The 713-nt window shown below is 65.4% G+C and carries 1 protein-coding gene; it reads right to left on the reverse strand.

What is annotated here, in order from left to right; all coding sequences use genetic code 11:
* On the reverse strand, window positions 1–713 hold a 713-nt coding region (locus G3I60_RS43810), incomplete at both ends, for an adenosylhomocysteinase (RefSeq protein ID WP_164608561.1).

Genomic DNA, 713 nt, shown 5'->3' on the forward strand with positions numbered 1-713 from the left:
GTCAGCCGGACGCCGAGGGCGTCCAGGTGCAGACGGGCGACCTTCTCGTCCAGGTGCTTGGGGAGCACGTAGACGCCGGTGGGGTACTCGCTCTGCTTGGTGAACAGCTCGATCTGGGCCAGGGTCTGGTCCGCGAAGGAGTTGGACATGACGAACGAGGGGTGACCGGTCGCGTTGCCGAGGTTCAGCAGACGGCCCTCGGAGAGGACGATCAGGACCTTGCCGTCGGTGAACTTCCAGGTGTGGACCTGCGGCTTGACCTCATCCCGGACGATGCCCGGGATCTTGGCCAGGCCGGCCATGTCGATCTCGTTGTCGAAGTGGCCGATGTTGCCCACGATGGCCTGGTGCTTCATCTTGGCCATGTCGGCGGCCATGATGATGTCCTTGTTGCCGGTCGTGGTGATGAAGATGTCGGCGGTCTCGACGACGTCGTCGAGGGTGGCGACCTGGTAGCCGTCCATCGCCGCCTGCAGGGCGCAGATCGGGTCGATCTCGGTGATCACCACGCGGGCGCCCTGGCCGCGCAGCGACTCCGCACAGCCCTTGCCGACGTCGCCGTAGCCGAGGACGACAGCGACCTTGCCGCCGATGAGGACGTCGGTGGCGCGGTTGATGCCGTCGATCAGGGAGTGGCGGCAGCCGTACTTGTTGTCGAACTTCGACTTGGTGACCGCGTCATTGACGTTGATGGCCGGGAAGAGCAGCGAGCC

The sequence above is a fragment of the Streptomyces sp. SID13666 genome (assembly GCF_010548325.1).
GTDB lineage: Bacteria > Actinomycetota > Actinomycetes > Streptomycetales > Streptomycetaceae > Actinacidiphila > Actinacidiphila fildesensis.